General features: G+C 72.8%; 7 protein-coding genes. 4 read left to right on the top strand and 3 right to left on the bottom strand.

Annotated elements, in window-relative coordinates; all coding sequences use genetic code 11:
- Positions 1–9: 9 nt before the first annotated feature.
- Positions 10–2,421, bottom strand: coding sequence for a HEAT repeat domain-containing protein (locus PPSIR1_RS18195; RefSeq protein WP_157595683.1), 2,412 nt, complete (start codon positions 2,419–2,421; stop codon positions 10–12).
- Positions 2,422–2,472: 51 nt separating this feature from the next.
- On the opposite strand from PPSIR1_RS18195, the gene PPSIR1_RS18190 reads away from it, so the two are divergent.
- The 4 genes from PPSIR1_RS18190 to PPSIR1_RS18175 all read left to right on the top strand — a co-directional run bounded on the left by PPSIR1_RS18190 (position 2,473) and on the right by PPSIR1_RS18175 (position 14,485).
- A complete protein-coding gene (locus tag PPSIR1_RS18190) occupies positions 2,473–3,189 on the top strand; it encodes a hypothetical protein (protein ID WP_006972579.1) in 717 nt (238 codons plus the stop codon).
- A gap of 107 nt (positions 3,190–3,296) precedes the next feature.
- On the top strand, positions 3,297–8,153 hold the full coding sequence (locus PPSIR1_RS18185) for a tetratricopeptide repeat protein (RefSeq protein ID WP_006972578.1): 4,857 nt from the start codon (positions 3,297–3,299) through the stop codon (positions 8,151–8,153).
- Positions 8,150–13,255 carry a tetratricopeptide repeat protein gene (locus tag PPSIR1_RS18180; RefSeq protein ID WP_006972577.1) on the top strand — a complete coding sequence of 1,702 codons (5,106 nt, stop codon included), beginning with the start codon at positions 8,150–8,152 and terminating at the stop codon, positions 13,253–13,255. Before PPSIR1_RS18185 ends, PPSIR1_RS18180 begins: the two co-directional genes overlap by 4 nt.
- Positions 13,256–13,420: 165 nt before the next feature.
- Entirely contained in the window at positions 13,421–14,485 is a 1,065-nt protein-coding gene (locus PPSIR1_RS18175; RefSeq protein ID WP_006972576.1) for an aromatic ring-hydroxylating oxygenase subunit alpha, read from the top strand.
- Here PPSIR1_RS18175 and PPSIR1_RS18170 read toward each other — a convergent pair.
- Positions 14,482–15,147, bottom strand: a complete 666-nt coding sequence (locus PPSIR1_RS18170) for a SanA/YdcF family protein (RefSeq protein WP_006972575.1) — start codon at positions 15,145–15,147, stop codon at positions 14,482–14,484. The genes PPSIR1_RS18175 and PPSIR1_RS18170 overlap by 4 nt on opposite strands.
- Before the next feature lie 74 nt (positions 15,148–15,221).
- Positions 15,222–17,186 carry a DUF3604 domain-containing protein gene (locus PPSIR1_RS18165; protein WP_006972574.1) on the bottom strand — a complete coding sequence of 655 codons (1,965 nt, stop codon included), beginning with the start codon at positions 17,184–17,186 and terminating at the stop codon, positions 15,222–15,224.
- Between the last annotated feature and the right edge of the window lie 116 nt (positions 17,187–17,302).

The following is a 17,302-nucleotide window of genomic DNA, read 5'->3' as shown; positions in this document are numbered from 1 at the left end:
AAGCTCGAGTCAGGAGATGAGCTCGGCCTCGACTTCGACTTCTTCGTCGTCGAGGATCTCGAACTCGGGGACGAGGATGGCTTCGTAAGCTCGGCGAGCGAAGCCTCGCAGCTGCGTCATGTCGGGCAAGGATCGCTCGCCTCGAACTTGTGCACCAGCCACGCTCACGTCCCCGAGTGTAGCAAGGGCACGACCCGCAGCGACAGAGATGTCCGTCTCCGTGGACTGGGCCAGGGCCTCGACGGAGTCGTGCGCGATACTGTCCTCTCCCCCATCGGCGATCACCACTTCCGCCATGGCTCGGCCTGCGCGGGCTAGGAGCTCGCGGTGGCGGATCGGAAAAGCGTCCCCACGCGCGCTCTGACGTACGAGTGCACACAGCCGCTCGAGGGAGGCCGAGCCGATGCTGCCGATCGCGCGGGCAACGTCAAACCATACGCGACTGTCCTCGTGCGTGAGCCTTCGAATCAGCGGCGCGATGCTCGACGGGTCGCCGACGATACCCAACAAAATCGCCGAAGCCTGCCGAACCTGCTGGCGCGGCGAGTCGAGCTTGCCGTGCAGCCCGGGGACGACCTGGGTGCCGAGCTCGGCGAGGCTGGGCAAGAGCGCGAGCAGCTCCTCCTCGTCGAACTGATCGAGGGCGTCGAGGACCGCGACGATGGCCTCGCTCGATCCGCCCTGGGCGAGGGAGGCCGTGGCCACGCGCAGGCGCACGTTGGTATTGCGCAGGTCCGCGGACAGCGACCCGCCGCCGCGACGGACCTCGCCCCGGGTCTCGATCTCACCGGCGGCGCTGCGCGAGCGCGCGGCCTCGTCGGTGGCCCGACGGCGACGCTGCTCTCGCCTCGCCTCGGGCTCCTTGGCTCGGCCGCCGCTGCTCTCGTGGCCGCCCCGCTGGGCGCTGAGCTCGGGCGGGTACTCGAGCTGCTTGAGGTCGCAAAGCTCGGCGATGCGGGCCCACGCGAGCCGGCGCTGATCGGGCTCGAGGTCGTCGCCCTCGGCCTCGCTCTCGGCCTCGCCCCGGGCCCGGGACAGGCGGCCCGCGTAGTCGTCGAAGTCGTCGGCGAGGCCCGAGGCGATGATCCGTCGCCAAAAGCGTCGCGGCGCGCACAGGCCCTGCTCGACGGAGGCCACGAGCACGCGGCGGCGGATGGCCTCGTACTCGTCGACGGACAGGCCGTCGACCTCGAGCAAGGTCGCGAGGTTCTGCTTGTCCGAGGCGTTCTCGAGGTGCTCGAGGGCGACCCAGGTCTCGCGCGGCGAGATCAGGTGGCGGTAGGAGCCGGCCAGCAAGGTCTCCGAAGCGCCCCGCAAACGATCTTCGATGCTGGCCTCGCGCAGGTGATCGAGGGCTTCGGCGAAGGCCTCGCGCGGGTACTCGCTGCGGGCCAAGGCCGCGCGCGCGGACTCGAGGCACAGCGCCGCGTTGCGCTCGAGGTCGCGGGCCGAGACCTCCCGGCGAATGATCGAGGTCGAGGTCGCCCGGGCGCCGGCGAGCACCAGCTGCACGCGAAAGCGCCGGGACAGGGCCGCGAACACCGGGCCCGCGTCTTCGCTGCCCACGTCGACCACGCCGTCGATGAGCGCCATGCGGCCGAGGTAGGAGGCGACCAGGCGCACGCCGATGAGCGGGTAGCCGTGGCCGCGCAGGTGGATGGGTCGGACCTGCAGGGCCGCCTGGCCCCACATCGCGCGCCCGGCCTCGTCGAGGTCGAGGCTGACGGTGACCAGCTCGGCCCCGCCCTCCATGGCCCCGTGGTCCATGGTCAACATCGCGACGTGGGTGTCGGCCGCCCGGCTCGCCGGGGCTTCGCGCGGCCACGAGGTGCCAACGAGGCGGGGCACCCCGTCCGAGGACTGGCGATCGCGGGGGGTCACCCCGCCGCCGGTGTCGTGGGACCCGCTCGGCCGTCGGGGCGCGCGGCGCTTGGCCGTGTCCTCGGTCTCCGCGGGGTCCTCCTTGCTGTCGTCGGCTCGACGCGCGGGCCCCGAGGCGCCTCTCATCTCCCCCGTTGGCACCTCGCGCACCGCCGTGACCACGTCGCTGTCGTTGAAGCGCCAGTGCGGCCGCAGCAACCAGCCCGTCGCGTGGGGCAAGGTCCCGTCGGCGATGCGTTCCTCGATGGCCGAGACGTGCTCGGCGACCACCCCGGGCAGGTCCGCCCGCTGCTGCGGCCCGAGGATCACCGTGGCCCGCTGACGCGAGATGTGGATCTCCAACCAGTCGATCATCGCCTTGGCCGGCTCCCCACAATTTGGGCAGCGACCGCGGACGGGTCCCTCTCGGTGGGCGCGCTCGGCTTCGTCGTGGGCGGCGTCTCGGTCGATCCACCGCCAGCGCTTGGCCCGATAATGGGTGCCGCATCGACACGCATACGACACGTCGACGGCCCAGCTAGAGCCTAGGACCTTCGTCACCGCCGCACGATAGCGCCGGGCCAATCGTGGTGTAAAGCTGCACCGAGCACCGTGATCGACAGCAACTCAAACTCCAGCGGAACAAGCGCGCAGGCCTCCGAGCCGAGCCCCTCCAAGGCCCTCGTCCAATCCCTCGCGGCGGGGCTCCGCGAGCAGATCCAGCGCAGCCTCGAGTTCGAAATTGGTGATGAGGCGAGCAGCCTCGCGTTCATCGATCATTACCTGTCCATGCTCCGCGAGGAGGATCGCCCCCCCATCGTCGCGCTCGTGGCCGCGCAGGCCGGGGCCTGGTTCGGGGAGCTGGTCCGCCGCGAGTTTGGCGCGCAGTGGATCGGCGATGGCGAGGAGCCCCGGCGACTCCGGATCTTGCTCGAGCCAGCCTTCGTCCACTTCTCCCCCGTCGACATGGCCTACGAGGCCATCTTCTCGGGGCCGGCCGAGCTCACCGACCCGCGCCTGCCCCCCGGGGCCGAGCTCGACGGGGCCTACCACCTGCGCAAGCGCCCCGATGAGGCCGCCCCCAGCGGCTCCACGGAGATTCCGGCCGAAGGAGCCCCCCCCACCCCGGTCCAGTCCGAGCACGACTGGGTCATGGAGCGCCTCGCCGAGACCCCGCCGATGCCCGAGGACCAGTACTACAGTCTCACCGGCCGCTTTGAGACGCTCCAGCTCATCGTCCAGCTCCTCGCTACCCGGCGGAGCGCCCAAGGGGCCGAGCCCACTCTCTACCACCTGAACGACTACGTAGCAGAGCTCACCGAGAGCTGAGCCCCTGTCTCCTGTCTTCGGACACGCGGTACTAGAGTGTACAATCGCCGACGAATGCGCGGCGACTCTCAGAGCGCGGCAACCCTGCGCCGGAGGCCCCTCGACTGATGCCCGGCGCCAGCCCAACTCGCGAGCAGCGGCCCTTCGCCGAAGTCCTCGCGGCCCTCCAGCAAACGCCCGAGCATGAACGCGAGCTCCGAGCGGTGCTCGCGTTCACCATCGCGCGCTGGTCGCTGGAGCGCAGCGACGAGAACGCGGCGGTCGAGAACCTCCGCGCCGCCCTCGCCCTCGTGCCCGAGCTGCGCCCCGCGATGCGCATGCTCTACCGGGTCTACGGCGACCGCAACGACGTACGCAACGCGGTCACCTTCCTGGATCAGGAGATTCGCGCGACCCGTCACCCGCGCGAGGCGGCGGCGCTCTACCGCGAGCGCGGCCAGCTCGTCGAGCGCTACTTCAAGGATCTGCGCGCGGCCCAGCAATGCCACGAGGCCGCGCTCAAGGCGACCCCGCGGGATCTCGCGGTGCTGCGCTCGGTCGAGCGCGTGTCCCTGGCCCGGGGCGACGTGTTCGGGACCATCGCCAACCTCGAGAGCCAGCTCGAGGTCCTCGAAGATCAAGGCGCGGCCGCCGGGTTGCTCCACGATCTGGCCCTGCTCGAGGCCCGCCACGGCGGCGACCTCGACCTGGCCGCGGACATGCTCCTGCACGCCCTCGAGCTGGTCCCGCGCCACCTGGGCCTGGCCGGCGACTTGTTCCGCGTGGCCGAGCTGCGCGGCGATCCGGCGCTGATGCTCCAGGCCCTCGAGCTCGACGCCGAGGCCCGCCCCGAGCAGCTTCGCGCCATGCCCCTGGCCCGGGCGAGCCTCGTGCTCCACGACCACCGCGAGCGCAACGCGGCCGTCGCCCTGCTGCTCGCCGCCGCCGAGTCCCAGCCCCACAACTTCTCGCTGTGGCGCAACCTCGAAGAGCTCGCCATGAGCTCGAGCCGCTACGAGGTCGCGCTGTTCGCCTGCCTGGGCCAGCTGCGCGCCATCGGGGACGACGAGGCCCCGGTCCGCGCCGAGCTCTTTTACCGCGTGGGCCGGCTGGCGATGATCCGCCTCGACCGGGTCAACGAGGGCCTGGCGGCCATGCGCAAGGCCCTGCGCCTGTTCCCCGCCCACATCCCGGCGGTCGAGGACACCGCCCGCTACTTGATCACCAACGGCTTGTGGGCCCAGCTCCTCGAGCTGCTCCAGCTGCAGATCGCCACGGCCGAGCACGCCGGCTTGACCAAGGCCGAGACCGCGCAGGCCTACCTGCGCGCGGGGCAGGTCCTCGAGGAGCGCCTCGACGAGCTCGAGGGCGCCCGCCGCCTCTACGAAGAGGCCTCGCAGATCGCCGCGGGCTACCGCCCGACCCGCGATCGGCTCGAGCGCGTGCTCCACCAGATGGGCCGGCCCGAAGATCTGGCCGAGTACTACGAGGCCGAGCTCGACGGGGCCAAGTCCCCGGCGCGGCGGGTGTTCCTGCTCTCGGTCCTCGGCCAGCTCCACCAGGGCGACGAGAACGCCGACCGGGCCGTGCGCTTTTTGGTCGCGCTGCTCAAGGAGGTCCCCGAGCACATGCCCTCGCTCCAGCGCCTCGCCCGGCTGATGGCGCGCCAGGGCAAGACCAAGGAGCTGCTCAAGATCACCGAGCAGGAGATCCGGCTGACCTTCAGCCCGGTGCGCCAGGCCAAGCTCTCGCACCGCGCGGGCGAGCTGGCCCTCGAGCTCGGCGACCGCGACAAGGCCCGCGATCTCTTCGAGGTCGCGCTCGACCAGGTCGACGATCACCAGGCCAGCATGACCAGCCTCGAGGCGCTGCTGCGCGGCGATCGGGACTGGGACCGGCTGCTCGAGCTGCTCCGCAAGCGCCTGCTCTACGCCACCGATCGCAGCCGCCAGGTGTCCCTGCGCCTCGAGATCGCCAGCATCCTGGCGACCCGCCTCGACCGCTCGGAGGACGCGCTGACCGAGCTCGAGCAGCTGCTCGAGCGCTTCCCCCGGCACCTCCCCGCCCTGCACGCGGCCGAGAACCTCGCCACGCGCCTGAGCCAGTGGCCGACCCTCGTCAAGCTGATCGAGGCCCACGTCGCGGCGGTCCAGGGCCCGCGGACCCGCGCCCTGTTGCTGCACCGCTCGGCCAACATCCGCGCCCGGCACCTGTCCGACCCCGAGGGGGCCGTGCGCGAGCTGGTCCGCGCCCTCGAGCTGTGGCCGCAGCTCGGCGTGGCCCGGGCCCTGCTCTTGCGCCTGTACGAAAAGCTCGGGCGCAGCCGCGACCTCCAGGCCTTCGCCGAGGCCGGGCTGACCACCGAGCGCGGCGCCGACGATCGCCGGGCCCTGGCCCTGCAGCTCGCCGAGCTCACGCCCAAGGCCGTCGTCGCCATCCAATACCTCGCCGCCGTGGCCGAGGCCCGCCCCGAAGACTTCGTGACCCAGCTGCGCCTGGCCCGGGCCGCGTTCCGGGCCCGCCGACCGTCCCGGGCCGCGGGCGCCCTCGAGGCCGCGGCCAAGCAGTTCGGCGAGGAGATCGGCAACGATCAGCCGACGGTGCTCGCCTACCTCTATCGCGGCGCGCGGGCGGAGGAGACCGCCGGCAACCTCGACCGCGCCGACGCGGGCTACGCCGCGATCCTCGACCAGCAGCCCGGCCACGCCCTCGCCCGGCGCGGTCGCCTGCGGGTCAAGCAAAAGCGCGAGAGCAGCTACAGCAACCGCACCGCCGACCTCCAGCGCGCCGGCGCGACGGCCAACCACCCCGTCGAGCAGGCCGCCTTCGCGACCATCGCGGCCGAGCTCCACGAGCGCCGCGGCGACCTGTCCCAGGCCCTCGCCACCGTCGAGCTCTCGCTGACCGTCAGCCCCAGCTACATCCCCGCCCTGCACTGCAAGGCCCGGGTGCTCGAGCGCATGGGCGGGAAAAAGCGCATCGCCGAGGCCATCGCCACCCTCGAGCGCTTGGCCAGCTACCTCAGCGCGCCGGCGCACAAGGTCCGCGCGCTGTGCCGGGCCGGCTCCATCAGCCTGCGCACGGCCCAGCCCCAGTCGCACAACTCCCAGGCCTGGGCCCTGTTCGCCCAGGCCCTCGCCCTCGACCCCGCCGACGAGCTCGCGTTCCGGGGGCTCGAGCGGACCAAGGTCGCGCACGGCTCCCACGGCGCGCCGCCCCTGCAGATCCTGCTCGAGCGCCGGCTCGCCTCGCTGACCGAGCTCGACCTGCTCAGCCCCAACGCCGTGCGGGAGAACGCCCGCCTGGCCGGGCACACCGACGGGCCCGAGGCCGCCGTCGACCTGCTCGAGCAGGGCCTCGAGCACTTCCCCGAAGATCCGGGCATCCACGCCGACCTGGCCCAGGGCTACGCCCGCCTCGAGCGCTGGCCCGACGTCGTCAACGAGCTGCGCCGGGCCCTGCAGCGCGAGCTCAGCCCCGAGCGCGCCGCCGCCCTGCACTACTTCGCCGGCGACGCCCAGGAAAAAGCGGGCGACGCCGTCGCGGCCATCGAGCACTACCTCTCCGCGGGCCGGGGCGGCTTCCACCCCCGCCACGCCCTGCTGTCCGCCGACCGCATCGCCGCCGAGCACGGGGCCCTGTCCCAGCGCGTCGAGGCCCTGCAGCTGCTCGTCGAGCTCAGCGAGGGCCAGCAGCGCGTGCGCAGCCTCCGGGCCCTGGCCGATCTGCACCGCGGGCCCCTGCGCCAGCCCGACGTCGCCGTCGAGCTCATGCGCGAGCTCTTGCTGCTCGAGCCCACGGACCTCGACGTGCTCCGCGAGCTCCACCGCGTGCTGCTCAAGCTCGACCGCCGCGAGGAGGCCAAGGCCTCCTTGCTCGCGGGCGTCGCCCACCACCGCGCGTGGCTGCGCGCCGAGGGCGTGCGCTCGAAGTTCGGCGAGGGCATCGACCACGCCCCCGTCCGGGGCCTGCGCGAGCTCTTCGATCTCTTCGGCGAGCTCGACGGGGTCTACCTGTCCACGGCCATCCTCGAGGTCACCGACGTCGAGGGCATCGCCGGCGAGTCCGGGACCTGGTCGGCCTGCGACCGCCTCCAGGTCGAGCCCTGGCCCCTGCCCAACGAGCAGGACGGCAAGCCCCTCGACCTGCTCGTCGGCGACCTGCCGTGCAGCAACGCCCTGGTCCTGCTCCACGAGGGCGTGTTCTTGCTGTCCGAGCTCCCCGGCGTCCCCGATCCGCCCGTCGACATCGTGCGCGGGCGCAGCCTGCCGAGCAGCTCCGGCGTGGTCATGGTCGCCCGGGCCCTGGCCGACGCCCTGGGCATGCCCCAGCCCCTGGTGTTCATCGACAACTCCGCCACCGACCACAGCGTGGTCGCGCACCTGGGCAGCTCGCCCACCTTGATCGTCAGCCGCCGGGTCAACAGCGCCCCCTTCGCGCCGCGCTCCCGCGACCTGCTGGGTCGGGCGATGCTGCGCCTGGCCACGGGCGGCGACTTCCTGCACGCCGAGAACGCCGGGCCGCGCCTGCTGGGCCTGCTCATGGGCATGGTCCGCTCCCTCGACATCGAGCTGTCCGACGACGCCTTCGCCCAGGGCCAGGGCGAGACCCCGCCCATCGACCGGACCCTGGCCGACTGGGTCGTGAAGTCCCTGCCCGACGCGGCCAGCCGCGTCGACCTGGTCCAGGCCGCGCGCAACTTCGCCTCGGCCACGGACACCTTCGACCCCGAGCGCCTGCGCGACGCCCTGCTGATGGCCGAGGACCGCGCGGGCGTGGTCGCGGCCGCCGACCCCCGCCCGGGCCTCGAGCGCCTGCTCGCCGCCGGCCCGACCCGGGGCCCCGAGGGCGCCCGCCAGGTCCTGATCGAAGAGCGCGCCACGGCCCTGCTCGGCTACCTGCTCAGCGATGACCACCTGGGCCTGCGCCGCGCCCTGGGCTACGGCGCCGCCCTCAACCACGACGAACTCGAGGAGCTGCTGTGAGTCGCCGACGCGAAGACCTCGAGCTGCGCAAGGAGCTGTTCACGACGGGCTCGCCCAACGTGATCCTCGACGACTCCACCGGCGCCCTGGACCTGTCCGACCTGCTCGATCAGGTCGAGCGGGGCGAGGGCGGCGAGCAGGTCCCCCCCACCCTCGTCGACAGCCCCTCGCTGCTGTGGGGCGTGCACTCGGGCCTGCACTCGAGCTTGCTGTCCACGGCCATGCCCTCGGGCAACGCCGACGCCTGGCAGACCCTGGCCGAAGAGTTCGCCGAGGAGAGCCGCCAGGCCCAGGACATCGTCGTGCGCAGCACGCTGATGGCCGAGGCCGGGCGCATCCTCGTCGATCGCCTCGGTCGCCGGGAGGAGGGCCAGCTGCTGCTGCGCGACAGCGGCAGCCCCATGGCCCAGACCCTGCTCGAGCTGCGCCCGGCCGCGGACTCCGTGGCCGAGGAGCTCGCCCGGCTCGAGAAGATGGGCCTCGACGCGGGCCTCGACGCCGAAGAGCGGGCCGCGGCCTGGGTCGAGTTCGGGCTGCTATGCGAAGAGTCCATGGGCAACCGCCGGAGGGCCCTCGACGCCTACAGCGAGGCCCTGCGCATCGTCCCCGACCACCCCGAGGCGATGATGCTGGCCGCCGACGCGGCGACCATCAGCGGCCAGCGCGAGCCCGCCCGGGCCCTCGTCGAGCGCCGCCTCGAGACCTGCACCAGCAGCCGCGAGCGCCTCTACCTGCTGCTCGAGCTCACCGACCTGAGCGAGGACCCCGACGAGCGCATCGCCCTGGTCCAGCAGGCCCACGACACCGATCCGCGCGAGGAGACCGCCCTGCGCCGGTTGATCCGCCTGGTCGCGGGGACCAGCGACCCGGCGCGCCTGGGCAAGCTCTACCGCCACCTCGCCGACGTCGCCGAGGACCCGCTGTCGACGAGCACGGCCCTGCACCTGGCCTTCCTGACCCTGGCCGAGTCCCGCGAGCCCGTCGATCGCCTGGTCCGCGAGCTCGCCGCCCGCGAGCCGCGGATGGCCGACGGCTCGGACATGCTCGCGCCCTTGTCCGAGGTCGCCCTCTACATCGAGCAGCGCGTGGCCTCGGGCGACGCCGACGGCCTGCCCGCCAACCTCCACGTCCTCGACCGCGTGGCCCGGACCCTCGACGCCCCGCGGGAGCAGGCCCTGGTCCGCGAGCAGATGGCCCGGACCCGGCGCGAGACCCTGCGCCGCATGGTCGACGAGAGCCCGGACCCGGAGGACACGGTCACGGGCCTGCCCAAGCTGTCCGAGGACCGCCGCGAGCTCGTCCGCGCCCTCGAGTCGGACCTGCGCTTTTGCCTGGTCCACCTGCCCGAGCACCGCTGGGTCCGCCAGGCCCTCGACGAGCTGCTCGAGTACACCGGCGACATCGCCGGGCTGGTCGTGCACCTCGACGAGTGGGCGCGGACCGTGTCCGCCGGCCCGGGCCGCGCCGCGATCTTGCTGCGCCTGGGCCAGGTCCACGAGGAGCTGCGCCAGGACCTGCCCCGGGCCGCCGAGATCTACGAGCTCGCCGTCGCCGAGGACCCGGACAACCCCAAGTGCCTGCGCGCCCTGGGCCGGGTCTACGAGAAGATGCGCCGCTGGCCCCAAGCGGTCGCCACCCTCCAGCGCCAGGCCGACGAGACCCAGGACGGGCCCGAGCGCCTCGCCTCCCTGCGCCGGGTCGCGTCCATGGCCCAGCGCGAGCTCGAGGACGTCGACCTGGCCATCGCGACCCTCGAAGAGATCACGCGCATCGACCCCGATGACTTGCTCTCGCTGTTCCAGCTCGCCGCGCTGTGCCGGGCCGAGAACCGCACCCCGGTGCTGGTCACGACCTTGCAGCACCTCGTCGAGCGCCTCGACGACGACGTCTCGCGCACGGCCGTGCTGGTCGAGCTCGGCGAGACCCTCGAGCTCCAGCTCAAGCGCCGCGACTCGGCCCGCGAGGCCTACGAGCACGCCCTGCGCCTGACCCCCGGCTACACCCCGGCCCTGCGCGCCCTGGCCCGCCTGTACCGGGACAACGGCGACCTCGAGGCCCTGCTCGGGCTGCACGAGCCCAGCGTCGACACGGTCACCGACCCGGCCGTGCTCGCGCTCAAGGCCGCGCGCGTGTGCCTGGACGAGCTCCAGGACCACGACCGCGCCATCGAGTACCTGCGCCGGGCCTACGAGGCCAACCCCGACCTGCACCCGGCGCGCGAGCTGCTGCTCCAGCTGCTCACGGTCAACAACCGCATCGAGGAGGCCTACGACCTGCTGCGCGCCCAGGACCTCCCGGCCCCGGTCCCGCTGCTGGCCGACCACCACTACCGCCTGGGCCTGCTCGCCGAGGCCCTCGCCCGCCAGGCCGCCATGGCCCGCGACCTCGAGGAGTCGAGCCGGCGCTTCGACGCGGCCTTGCAGCACTACCGCGCGGCCCTGGGCGCCCAGCCCGACCACGGCCTGGGCGCCGAGCGACCGCGGCGCTTGCTCGTCGCCCACCACGACCACGGCAACCTCGTGCGCTTGGTCGAGGCCCTCGCCGAGGAGTCCGAGGGCAGCACCAAGGTCGCCCTGCTCACCCAGCTCGCCCGCCTGCAGGCGACCCGGCCCGGGGTCAAGCTGCGCGGCGGCAGCGAGACCGCTAGCGAGGCCCGGCGCAGCTACGAGCGCGCCCTCCAGCTCGCGCCCACGGATCCGATCTTGCGCCGCGAGTTCGAGACCCTGCTGCGCTATCTCGACGACCGCCAGACCCTGCCCTCGCTCTACCTGCAGGCCGCGCGCTCGAGCACGGACCCCCACTTCCGCGCCACCTTGCTGGTCGAGGCGGCCGAGCTGCTGCTCTCGGAGAACCAGGCCCGCAGCGGCGAGGAGGCCCTGTCGGCCGAGCGCATCAGCGAGGACCGCCAGCTGGCCGCGACCGCGATCCTCGAGGCCCTCCACGCCGACCCGGGCAACCCCTACGCCGTGCGCCACCTCGAGCGCCTGCTGAGCGAGCCCAACCCGCCCCTGCAGGCCATGGAGGCCGTCAGCGCCCGGGCCGTGCGCGCCCAGTCCGACGCCGAGCGGGCCATCTTCTACCTCGAGAGCGCCGAGCTGCTCGAGCACGCGGGCGCCGTCGACCAGGCCCGCCGCGCCTACTCGGCCGCGCTCAAGGCCATGCCCGGCCTGCTCCCGGCCAAGCTCGGCCGCGAGCGCCTCGAGCACCTGCGCAAGGGCGCCGTCGCGACCCCGGCCGTGAGCGCGGCCGCGGCCACGGTCTCGCTCCACAACCTCATGGCCGAGGCCCGCGACGCCGCGGTCCGGGCCGGCACCTCTGGCGATCCCCGCGAGGCGGCCACGGCCCTCGAGATCCTCACCGGCATCCTCGACCGCGACCCCAGCCACCGCGACGCCCTCGGCCTCGCCCGCGGCCTCGCCAACCAGCTCGGCGACCCGGCCCCCGCCCTCAACCTGCTGACCTCGGTCTTCCCCCGCGTGCGCCAGCCCGACACGCGCTACGATCTCGCCCTGCTCCTCGCCGAGCACAGCCGCGAGCTCGAGCACGCGGTCCGCTACCTCGAGGCCGCGGTCGAGGCCAAGCCCCAGGGCAAGCAGGCCCTGCACGAGCTCGTCCGCTGCCACCGCCAGCTCGGCCGCGACCGCGAGGCCGCCGAGACCACCGAGCGCCTGCTCGAGCTCTACGAGCCCGGCGAGCCCTCGGCCGTCGACCTGCGCATGGGCATCGCCACCTCCCTGGGCAGCGATCCTGCGACCCTCGACCGCGCCCTCGGCCACGCCCGCGTCGTGCTCGAGGCCCGGCCCGGCGACGCCCGGGCGATCAGCTTGATGGCCGAGCTGCTCGAGCGCGACGGCCAGGCCATCGAGGCCGCGGTCCTGCTCGAGCGGCTCATCTCCCGGGAGCGCGACCGCAAGAAGCTCCACGACACCCAGCTGCGTCAGGCTCGCCTGCTGTCGACGAGCGAGGCCCACCAGACCCAGGCCCTCAGCGCCGCCGAGCGGGCCATCCGCCTCAACCCCGGGCACCGCGAGAGCGTGTCCTTGCTGATGCACCTGCTCGAGCGCAACGGCCAGTCCGAGCGCGTGGTCGAGTACCTGCCGGCGATCCGCGCGGCCATGGTCGCCAAGATCGCCCGCTCCGCGCTCTCGCTCCGCGACCTCCACCTGCTCACCGAGATCAGCCACCAGCACCAGCCCCTGGTCGCGGCCACGGCCGAGGCCGTCGCCTACGCCATCGATCCGGGCAAGGCCAAGGCGCCGCGGGAGCACCTGCGCGCCGCCACGCCCATGGGCCTGGCCAAGCTCCTCGACGAGCCCCTGCACCGCGAGCGGCTGCGCTCCCCCGCCGAGCTCCAGGACATCCAGGAGCTGCTCATCGCCGTCGAGCCGGCGCTGCTGCGCATGGCCTCCGACTTCAGCGTGCTGTCGCCCGACGACACCCAGCCGATCCCGGCCAGCGCCAACCCCAACAGCTTCGAGCTGCTGCTGGAGAACTGGTCCGAGGTCATCGGCAGCTCCGCGCCCACGCTGACCGGCGCGTCCTCCCACAACGCCTGCGTGATGCTGCCCGGCAGCCCGCCGACCCTGCGCATCGGCACCAACTTGTGGATGCAGGGCGACCTCCAGACCTGGCGCGGGCTCGCGGCCGTCGCCCTGGCCCGGCGCGCGTGGCAGGGCGCCCTGGTCCGCGCGCTCCCGGCCGTCGACCTCGACCTGCTCATCGCGACCACCTTCGAGACCGTGCGGGTGTTCAACGCGATCACGGCCGACCCCGACCCGCGCCGCCTCGAGGAGGTCAGCAACCACCTCGGCAAGCACCTGAGCCGGCGCAACCGCAAGGCCCTCGAGCGCAGCTGCGAGAGCCTGTCGGGCTACGAGTTCGCGCCCTCGGCCACGGCCCGCTCCGTGCTCGCCTCGGACCTGCGCCTGGCCGCGGTGCTGTCTGGCGACATCGGCGGGGTGCTCAGCGCGGCCTGCATCCTCGACGGCGTGGCCGGCGGCACCCTCAAGCAGCGCATCAACCGGTCGAGCGCGGCCCAGACCCTGCTCGGTTTCGTCCTCGGCGACGACTTCCCGGTGCTCCGCGCGGTGGCCTGCGAATAAAGCAACCCGTCATCCGCACGCCGCGCCAGCTACACCGAAAAGCACTCGGGTCGAGAGGCTGGCCAAGGCGCCGCCGTTCACCCGATCATCGACACGACGCGGCCCGTGGGCCCATCATCGTTCGACAGGTGGCGACCCAGCCGCCGCTTTCGGAGTCGACCCGCCATGTACATCCCCGAAGCCTGGCACGTCATCGCCATCCGCCGCGAGCTCCGTCGTGCGCACCGCGAGCCCGTGGCCCTGCGTCGCTTCGGCCTGGACCTGGTGCTGTGGCGCGACGCCGAGGGCAAGCTGCGCGCCGTCCTCGATCGCTGCCCCCACCGCTCGGCCTCCCTGTCCGCCGGCGCCGTCAAGGACGGGCAGATCGAGTGCCCCTTCCACGGCTTTCGCTGGGACGGCGAGGGCAACTGCGTCAAGGTCCCCTGCAACGGCCCCGAGGCCCAGCGCCCGCGCCACCTGGCGAACACCGCCTTCGAGCTGCGCGAGGCCCACGACATGGTGTGGATGTGGTGGGGTCAGCCGCGGGCCGCCGGGGACTACCCCGAGCTGCCCTGGTCCGGCCCCTTCGCCGCCGTCGACGAGGGCTACGTGCACGACACCCTCGTCGAGACGACCCAGGTCGGGTGGATGCGCAACGTCGAGAACCAGCTCGACTGGGCCCACCTGCCCTTCGCCCACCACAACACCATCGGCACCGGCTTCCCCCCCGACATCGAGGTCCGCGCCGAGCTCGACGGCGACCTGCTCAGCTGCTGGCCCGCGCACTACGAGGACGACGAGGGCGTCCCGCACACGCCCCTGCACTACATGTTCCCGAACACCTGGATCATGGCCGTGGGCGGGCCCAACAACTACAGCGTCATCGCCTTCGCCCCCGTGGACGAGACCCACACCCGGATGTACCTGCGCACCTACGTCAAGCGCGGGCGCGTCCCCGGCCTGGCCGCGCTCATCGCCCGCGTGTTCCGCCCGGCCAACCGCGTGATCTTCAAGCAGGACCAGCGCATCATCGAGACCCAGCCGCCCGGCGGCACCGTCGGGGCCCGGGACGAGAAGCTGGTCCAGGCCGACCTGCCCATCGCGCTGTTCCGCAAGGAGGTTCGGCGGCGCATGGAGGCCCACGCCAAGCCCGAGGAGTCCGGGTCCAGTTCCAGCTCCAGCTCCGAGGGCAGCGGCGACAGCCAGACCGTGCAGCTGCGTGTGCCCGAGCCCAACGAACGCGCGAGTTAGTGCGTCGCTCGGCCTGAGGCGCCCAGATCGATGGGCGGGCCGCCGTGGCGCGGCGGGGTCCCGAGCAGGTGCAGGTCCAGCCACGCCCGGGTCCGCGCCAGGTGCTCGCGCGCGGCGTTGTAGCGGTGCACCTTCTCCGCATAGCGGTAGCCCGCGGGCGCGACCACGGCGATGGTGTCCATGCCGACCTGCTCGCCCAGGTAGACCGCCCGCGGCAGGTGGAAGTCCTGGCTGACCACGGCGAGGCGCTCGACCCCGAACACCTCCCGGGCGCGGACCATGCTGTCGAGGGTGCGCAGCCCGGCGTGGTCGAGGTAGAGGTCGTCCGGCGGCACGCCCCGGTCCTCGAGCCAGCGGCGCATCACCGTGACCTCGTCGTAGTCGTCGCGGTGGTGGGCGCCGGACAGGATCAGCTTTTGGGCCCGGCCGGACTCGTAGAGCTCGAGCGCGGCCGCGAGGCGATCTTCGAGCATGTTCGAGGGGCGGTCGCCGTGGACCCGGGCGCCGAGGACCAGGACCACCTCGCGGGCGGGGGCGTCGTCGAGGGCGTGGGTCTTGGGCTCGGCGCGGGTGACCATGAGCCGCGAGATCCCCAGGCTGCCACCAGCGACGAGGAGGGCGAGCAGGGCGAGGAGCGCCAGCGCGAGCAGGATCCACGTCATTCGCCGACTCCGACTCCTCGAAGGGCCCACGCCAGGTCTACGCGCGAAGGCGCCGCGATCATCCACCGCTCCCTTCACTCCGGCGTGTACCAGATCGGGCTGGTCCACGCCCGCTCCTGGATGACGTCGGGGTAGACCTCGCAGGCGCTGGGCAGCTCCTCGCCGGCCGCGGCCAGCGCGTTGCAGTCGCGGGTGCTCCACCGGCAGGTGGGGACCTCGACGACGCGGGCGTAGTACCAGGCCGACTGCGAGGCCTCGAAGTCCGGGTCCTGCCACACGCTGCACAGCGAGGCGGATCCAGAGCCGGACGTCTCGCAGGTGCTCGGGTCCACGCTCGCGTCCCCGGGCTCGCCGGCGACCTCGTAGACCTGCACGTGGCGCTGGCCCTCGCCGTCGACCCAGCCCTTGATGATCTGCACGCGCTCGAGGTCGTGGCCGGGGCTAGCCTCGGTCCCGGCGTCCTTGAACGCTTGGACCATGAAGCGCGGCGCGTCGCCGTCATCCTCGGCGCGCGCGGGCAAGTCCCCGCCCATGGGCACGCCCTCGGCGTAGCCCTGCTCGACGAGCGAAGGGCTGGCGCAGGCGTCCTCGGCGTAGCCCCAGCCGCCGAACAAGCGCACCGCCATGCGCGGGCCGGAGGTCCCGTAGGTCTCGCGCCGGCGCATGGCGTCGAAGATCGCCCCGCGGCTGTTCTCCTCGGCCCAGACCGCGATCAAGCCGCCCGGCGAGTCCATCGGCCCGCCCGGGACAGCGCCCGTCAGGCGCAAGTTCGCGTCGCCCTCGGCCGAGCCGAAGTGCCCGAGGTAGGCGGCCTCGTCGACGGCCCCCGGGGTGCCGTTGTGGGTGTCCGTGCTGGCCATGAGCCCGAGCTTGTAGGGGTTGACGCCCAGCCGCGCCTGCTCGCTCAGGCCCTCGAGCAAGATGCCCCGGGCGAAGTCCAGGCGCGAGACGCAGCCGCCGTTGACCATGCCCTGCATGCCCGTCCCGTCGCCGCAGTCCTCGAACTCGCCCTGGCGAAGCTTTTCGAATTCGCACAGCTCGTCGGGCTCGCCGAGGATGCCCGAGACCCCGTTCATGCACTCGCTGTCGCCCTTGTGCTGGTAGACCTCCATGATCGGCTCGAGCTCGGCGCGCAGCTTGGCGAGCTCGAGTTGGGTGTCGCCGCCGCTGATCGCCGGGTCCTCGGGGTACTCGGCGATGAACATGTTGCCGTTGGACCAGTTGGTGTTGTGCGGGATGGCCAGGACGTCGCAGCCGTTGAGCGAGCCGCCGGCGTCGATGCAGCCCGACTTGAGCGAGCGCCACAGCTCCCAGCTGGTCGGGTCCTCGAAGTGCGTGGCGGGGACCGAGGGCACGACCTCGCTGCGGAAGATGACGTTGCGGTGGAGGTTGGACAGCTTGGTGGCGCCGGACCACTCGTAGGCGACGAAGCTGGTGAACGAGCACGAGGCGCTGCGATCGTAGGCCTCCTCGGCGGCGGCCTGGGTCCGCGCCCAGGCGTCGCCGAGGTAGCCGCCGCAGTCGACCAGATCGCAGATGATCGGCGAGCGGACGGGGTTGGAGGCGCCGAGCTCGAGGCCCCACTGGGCCATCACGGCGGGGTCGCCCGCGCGCAGACCAGCGCACAGCTCGGTGTCGTAGGCCGGGGAGTCCGGGTCGACGCAGGCCGCGACCTCGCCGAGGTACTCGCCGTGATCGGTGACGGCGGCGAAGTCGAGGGGGCGGTCGATGGTCGCCTCGCGTACGCCGATGCCGGCGGCGTCGGGGAGCTGGACGGTCTGGCCGCGGGCGTAGGCGTAGGCGCCGAAGGGGTCGACGCGGACGTCGTTGTTGTAGGCGTCGAAGGAGTAGCTGGTGTGGACGTGGAGGTCGCCGAAGTAGACGTTGCGCAGGGGGTTGTGGTCGGAGCAGGGTTCGCGCTGCTCGACGTAGGGGGGGTCCTCCGGGGCTTTGCAGCCGTCGGCGCTGGCTACCGTGGCGCCGATGCCGAGGGCGACGAGCGAAGCGCACAGGAGTTTTGAGCGTCGCTGCCAGGGCATGGGTTCGAGCTTTGCGGAAAGGAGGGGCTCGCACAAGGTGTCGGCTGTGATCCGGCTTCGTACTGGTTGGCAGGGAGCTGGGCTTCGACAGACAGCGGGCACGGGCCGGGAGGGTC

The organism is Plesiocystis pacifica SIR-1 (genome assembly GCF_000170895.1).
GTDB classification, from domain to species: Bacteria; Myxococcota_A; Polyangia; order Nannocystales; family Nannocystaceae; genus Plesiocystis; species Plesiocystis pacifica.
Note: the sequence above shows the minus strand (reverse complement) of the source record. Positions and strands in the feature narration are given on the sequence as shown.